Source organism: Paenisporosarcina sp., from assembly GCF_049671445.1.
GTDB lineage: Bacteria > Bacillota > Bacilli > Bacillales_A > Planococcaceae > Paenisporosarcina.
On the sequence record NZ_JBATUX010000025.1, the window covers coordinates 1 to 6,844 of the forward strand.

Sequence of the window (6,844 nt, forward strand, 5' to 3'; positions counted from 1 at the left end):
TAGCACCAACAGCTGCAGAGCGTGACGAAGAAGAACGTTTTGACCGTGAAATTTTCGACAAAATGGCGGAGCTTGGCTTAACAGGTATTCCTTGGCCGGAAGAGTACGGCGGAATTGGTTCAGATTACTTGGCATACTGTATCGCAGTTGAAGAATTATCACGTGTTTGTGCATCGACTGGTGTAACACTGTCAGCTCATACTTCTTTAGCTGGATGGCCGATTTTTAAATACGGCAATGAAGAACAAAAGCAAAAATACCTTCGTCCGATGGCAGAAGGTACAAAAATTGGTGGCTACGGTTTAACTGAAGCAGGTTCAGGTTCTGACGCAGGCGGCATGAAAACAACAGCAAAACTAGATGGCGACCATTATGTATTAAACGGTTCAAAAATCTTCATTACAAACGGTGGAATTGCCGATATTTATGTAGTGTTTGCTGTCACTGATCCAACTTCAAAACATAAAGGCACAAGTGCATTTATTGTTGAAGCTGATTTCGAAGGATTCTCAGTTGGGAAGAAAGAAAAGAAACTCGGGATTCGTTCATCTCCAACAACTGAAATCATTTTCGATAACTGCCGCGTTCCAAAAGAAAACTTACTTGGTGCAGAAGGCGAAGGATTCCTTATTGCAATGAAAACACTTGATGGCGGTCGTAACGGTATCGCAGCACAAGCTGTCGGAATCGCACAAGGGGCACTAGATGCATCAGTTGAATACGCGAAAGAACGCGTTCAATTTGGTAAACCTATCGCAGCAAACCAAGGTGTATCATTCAAATTAGCTGATATGGCAACTTCAATCGAAGCATCACGTTTACTTACGTATCAAGCTGCTTGGTTAGAATCAAACGGTCACTCTTACGGGAAAGAATCGGCGATGGCAAAATTAATGGCTGGAGATACAGCGATGAAAGTAACAGTGGAAGCTGTTCAAGTATTCGGTGGTTACGGTTATACAAAAGATTACCCAGTAGAACGTTATATGCGCGACGCGAAAATCACTCAAATTTACGAGGGAACTCAAGAGATTCAACGTCTTGTTATTTCTCGTATGTTGACGAAATAAGTCTTGACCCAAATGAAGACTAAGCGCGAAGTTCAGTCGTCCGTGAAAGATGAAAGCCTTATTTCAAAACGCCGGAATCAAATGATTCAGGGGGCTGTCGCGCTCTTCAAACAAAAGGGCTTTCATCGCACAACGACTCGGGAAATAGCTAAAGAAGCGGGATTTAGCATTGGTACACTATACGAATACATTCGTACGAAAGAAGACGTTTTGTATTTAGTATGTGACAGTATTTACGAAGAAGTGCAACAGCGTTTATCGTCACTTCCTACGCAAGTTGGTACGCTCGATGGCTTGAAAATAGCGATTCGACACTATTATTTATTGATTGATGAAATGCAAGATGAGTTCATCGTCATGTACCAAGAGTCAAAATCGTTACCAAAAGACGCTCTGCAGTATGTATTAAATAAAGAACTTGAAATGGTCGCAATCTTTGAAGACATTCTTCATGCGTGTTGCAAATCGGGAGAATGTAAACTATCTCCCGATGCTGTGAAGTTAGCGGCACACCATGTCGTCGTTCAAGGCCAAATGTGGTCATTCAGACGCTGGGCACTTCATCGGGATATGACGATTGAGGAATTTATTGAACAGCAAACAACATTTTTCTTACAAGGGATACAAGGGAATGGGGGAACAGTATGACACAAACAGTAGAAATTTATAAACCAACTAATCACGTGCGTTTTGTAACAGCATCAAGCCTTTTTGATGGTCATGATGCGTCTATTAATATTATGCGTCGTATTTTACAATCAACAGGTTCAGAAGTGATTCACTTAGGACATAACCGTTCAGTAGAAGAAGTTGTAAACGCAGCCATTCAAGAAGATGCTCACGGGATTGCGATTTCTTCTTATCAAGGTGGTCACACTGAATACTTTAAATACATGCATGATTTATTAGCTGAACGTGGAGCTCCACACATTCGCATATACGGTGGTGGTGGCGGCGTAATCATTCCTAAAGAAATTAAAGAATTACATGATTACGGAATTGCATGGATTTTCTCTCCTGAAGACGGTCGTACATTAGGCCTTCAAGGCATGATTAATCGCATGGTTGAAGATTGTGATAAAGCGATTGATACGAAAAATGCTGTAGAGCAATTAGCTCAAGCTGACACGGATCATCCTCAAATTTTAGCTCACTTAATTAGTGTGGCTGAAGATGGAGTAAACAATGAAAACGCAGAAGCAAAAGCTTTAGTTGAAAAGGCACGTGAAATGTCTAAAGGAACGCCCGTACTTGGAATTACTGGTACTGGTGGTGCCGGAAAATCTTCGTTAACAGACGAATTAATTCGTCGTTTCTTATCGGAATTACCAGACAAAAAAATAGCCGTTATTTCGATTGACCCAACGAAACAAAAAACGGGTGGGGCATTACTTGGTGACCGTATACGCATGAATGCGATTTTCAATAAACGTGTCTTTATGCGCAGCCTTGCAACACGTGGTTCACGTACTGAATTGTCAGGTGCCATTGGCGATGTCTTAGATGTTGTGAGAGTAGCTGGCTACGACTTGATCATCGTGGAAACGAGTGGGATTGGGCAAGGGGATGCAGAAATCACGAACGTTGCAGACGTTTCTATGTATGTCATGACGAGTGAATTTGGAGCACCTTCACAATTAGAAAAAATCGATATGATCGATTACGCTGACTTAATTGTGATTAACAAATACGAGCGCAAAGGTTCGGAAGATGCACTTCGTCAAGTCCAAAAACAATACCAACGCAGCCGTGGTTTATGGAATGAAAGTCTGGATACTATGCCAGTTCATGGCACGATTGCAAGTCAGTTTAACGACAAAGGCACCAACTCATTATTCGCAGCTTTAGTAGCTCGCGTCAACGAAGTGTGTGGAACAGACTGGGAAACGAACTATGAGCAATTTGTAAAAACGCAAAAACAAAATGTCATTATTCCAAATGATCGTCGTTACTACTTACGTGAAATCACGGATGCAGTTCGTGGCTATCATAAAAAATCTGACCAACAAGTGGACTTCGCTCGTCGTTTGTTCCAACTTGAAGGTGCGATCAAAACAGTTAATGAAAAAGCACCAAACGACGCATTAGTTGAATCGTTAACTTCACTAGCTGATGGAATGCGAGACGAATTAACAGCAGAATCAAAACGTATTCTAGACAACTGGAAAGCGTTAAAAGAAGCGTATGCTGGTGATGAATTCGTTACCAAAGTTCGCGATAAAGAAATCCGAACGATGTTAGTGACAGAGAGCTTAAGTGGCTTGAAGGTTCCTAAAGTAGTATTGCCGAAATTTGTAGATTACGGTGAAATTTTACGCTGGGTCTATAAAGAGAACGTACCAGGTTCATTCCCATACACTGCTGGCGTATTCCCGTTCAAACGTGAAGGGGAAGATCCAAAACGTCAATTCGCTGGCGAAGGTACACCAGAACGTACCAACCGCCGCTTCCATTACTTGTCGAAAGACGATGATGCGAAACGTTTATCAACAGCATTCGACTCGGTAACTTTATATGGGGAAGATCCAGACTTACGACCAGATATTTACGGTAAAGTCGGAGAATCTGGCGTTAGCATTTGTACACTTGATGATATGAAGAAATTATATGATGGCTTTAATTTATGTGCACCGTCAACATCAGTTTCGATGACTATTAATGGTCCAGCACCGATTATTTTAGCTATGTTTATGAACACAGCAATTGATCAACAAGTGAAACTAAACGAAGAGAAATTAGGTCGTACATTAACGGTAGAAGAATTTACTGAAGTACGCACTACGACACTTCAAGTAGTTCGTGGAACGGTTCAAGCGGATATTTTAAAAGAAGACCAAGGGCAAAATACATGTATTTTCTCAACGGAATTCGCACTTCGCATGATGGGTGATATTCAACAGTACTTTATCGACTCTAAAGTACGTAATTACTATTCAGTATCCATTTCTGGCTATCATATTGCGGAAGCCGGAGCCAACCCAATTTCGCAATTAGCCTTTACTTTATCAAATGGTTTCACGTATGTGGAGTACTACTTGAGCCGTGGAATGAACATTGATGACTTTGCGCCAAACTTATCATTCTTCTTCTCAAACGGTTTGGATCCAGAATACACGGTAATTGGCCGTGTTGCTCGTCGTATCTGGGCTATCGTGATGCGTGACAAATACGGTGCGAATGACCGCAGCCAAAAGCTTAAGTATCATGTACAAACATCAGGTCGAAGCTTGCATGCGCAAGAAATCGACTTCAACGATATTCGGACAACATTGCAAGCGTTGATGGCACTTCAAGATAACTGTAACTCTCTTCATACAAATGCGTATGACGAAGCAATTACAACGCCAACAGAAGAATCAGTTCGTCGCGCAATGGCTATCCAAATGATCATTACGAAAGAGCTTGGTCTTGCGAAAAACGAAAACCCACTTCAGGGTGCATTCATTATCGAAGAAATGACAGACCTAGTTGAAGAAGCGGTGCTTTCAGAATTCGACCGTATTGATGATCGTGGTGGCGTACTTGGTGCGATGGAAACACAGTACCAACGCGGGAAAATTCAAGAAGAATCCATGCATTATGAAATGTTGAAACATACGGGTGAATTACCGATAATCGGCGTGAACACGTATTTAAATCCGAACCCACCATCATCAGAAGACATTGATAACATGGAAATTGCTCGAGCAACAAGCGAAGAAAAAGAAACACAAATCGAAAGCTTGCGTGCCTTCCAAGAACTTCATGCAGATGAATCAGCAGTTGCATTAAAACGTTTGAAAGAAGTAGCCGTATCTGGTGGCAACATCTTCGAACAATTGATGGACACTGTAAAAGTGGCTTCACTTGGTCAAATTACCAACGCACTATATGAAGTTGGCGGACAATATCGCCGTAATATGTAAACCAATAGGAAGAATCACTAAGGAAGGCGTCCCAACTTGTTGGGGCGCTTTTCTATTTGAGTAGACTGAGCGGTGGCTCAGTCTGACTTTCTGGGGATGAAGTCTGAAAAATAAGGCTTCACGTCTGAAAAATCGCCGTCGACGTCTGAAAAAGTCATTTCTCTATCAAAAGCCACCACCCAAAACCCACAGAAAAGGCTGATGAGCACAGCGAGCAGCCCCATTTAGCGTTTATTTTTATATATATTTGGGTGAGCGATGGCTCAGTCGTAATAATCGAGGTTGACGTAGGAAAAAATGGCCATCACGTAGGAAAAATCGCCATCGACTTCTGAAAACTGAGCGGGAGTATTAATGAGAGCCACAATTTGAAAAGCAATTGTGTCTGAGTCTGGCACCGTTTATTTTTTCTTAAAAGTAAGTGTCATGTTCAGGAAAAGTGCTTATTAAAATAAAAAAAGTAGTAGAGGCCGAAATTGCATCTTCGGCCGAATATGTACTTATAGATAGTATCTATCTCTAATAAACCAAACGGACTTAACTGCGCGCGTCAGTTTTCAGGCAGAGAAGGACGAATCCCCGTCGCAGAATGATTAAAAAAAATAGAGTTGGGCGAGTGACGAAGTAGTCACAAGCCCAACTCTTTATTCCCTAAATTATAGTGCAGGGGAGAATGCGTCCGAAGCGCACTGAAAACCTTTTTTCGTCAACAGGAATTCTTCACTTAGATCTCTTTAACGAGCCCCGTGGGGTTTTTCCATGGGTTATATAAAATATGGACCTAATAATAAGAATAAGATGAATAAATTCAGTCCCGTTGTGTACAAGATAAGTATATTACAATTATCATCGGTCACTTTGGTCCGTGACAAGAGAACTGGCAAGATACAACCAATACCTGAAAGGATGACGACAAAGAAAACATGCCAAACTTCTGTTAAATAAGGTGCTTTCAAGACGATTTTTTCAGGATGAAGAACTGTTGCAAACAACACGAGTTGAGTGATTACGAGACCAAGTGTATTTGCGTAAAGAGAGACTGGGAATGCATAAGGTTTACGGAATTTTTGAAGTAATGCCAGTGTTCCAAAACCTATACCGAGTCCTGGAACTAACCAAGTAAACGACAGCAACAACAGTATCAGTCCGACAAACAATAAAGTTATTAGTGAGTAAAATGCTTCCTTAAAATCTCCTGGTAGAACGGTCTTGCTTTCAGCGATTTTCTCATCAGTAGAGGAAGAGTACATTAGCTCTTTTTCGCTGCCGTTTAATCTAAAATAAGCAATAGTTTGATCATTTATCATGTAGGGATTAATAAATAAATCACCTTTTTTCGTAACAGCAGTTACTTCAATTGGTGATTGAGTGTAATTTCCTACAAAAATTTTATTAACTTTTTGGCCGAACTCATTATACATGTAAGCAGAAAACGTAATAGTTGTCTCTGTTTGTCCTTTATACAAAAAAGGAGAGCGTGTGTTGAATAATTCAGCTCCAGAATCTTTGTCGAAAAAGACAAGTTCAGTTAACTCAGGGGTTTGATTTCCAGTTAAGTTAATGGATGCACTACGTAATATTTTTTTCATTTCGCCACCTGAGTTAATTCCGGTATCTAGCAATAATCTATATCGCGAATTACCATCACTGGAAAACGTTATAGATGACAGGTTTTCTCTCGAATTCAAGTTAAACTTGAATAATTCCTTCAATCCATTAGTTCCGTCAAGTACCGTAAACTTATTATCACGCGTATTTTGCGTGACGATAAAAATTTGTTCATCCACAATCATGCCGGTATTAACTGGATTCTCTACCGTATATGAAATGGACTCTTTAGCATCTTGTTGAATGACAACTTGTTGATCC

4 protein-coding genes are annotated in these 6,844 nt (G+C 40.8%); 3 read left to right on the forward strand and 1 reads right to left on the reverse strand.

The genetic code is table 11. The annotated features are described in order from the left end of the window. From WBG45_RS03815 to icmF, 3 genes are all read left to right on the forward strand, one after another. The coding region (locus tag WBG45_RS03815) for an acyl-CoA dehydrogenase (RefSeq protein ID WP_424412464.1) at positions 1-1,070 on the forward strand (1,070 nt) is incomplete at its 5' end. Between the two features lie 12 nt (positions 1,071-1,082). After that, a complete protein-coding gene (locus tag WBG45_RS03820; protein ID WP_424412465.1) occupies positions 1,083-1,718 on the forward strand; it encodes a TetR/AcrR family transcriptional regulator in 636 nt (211 codons plus the stop codon). Continuing rightward, positions 1,715-4,975, forward strand: a complete 3,261-nt coding sequence (gene icmF, locus WBG45_RS03825) for a fused isobutyryl-CoA mutase/GTPase IcmF (protein ID WP_424412466.1) — start codon at positions 1,715-1,717, stop codon at positions 4,973-4,975. The genes WBG45_RS03820 and icmF overlap by 4 nt, the downstream gene beginning before the upstream one ends. A gap of 764 nt (positions 4,976-5,739) precedes the next feature. Here icmF and WBG45_RS03830 read toward each other — a convergent pair. Further along, positions 5,740-6,844, reverse strand: a 1,105-nt coding sequence (locus WBG45_RS03830; protein WP_424412467.1) for a hypothetical protein, incomplete at its 5' end; no start/stop codon positions are given.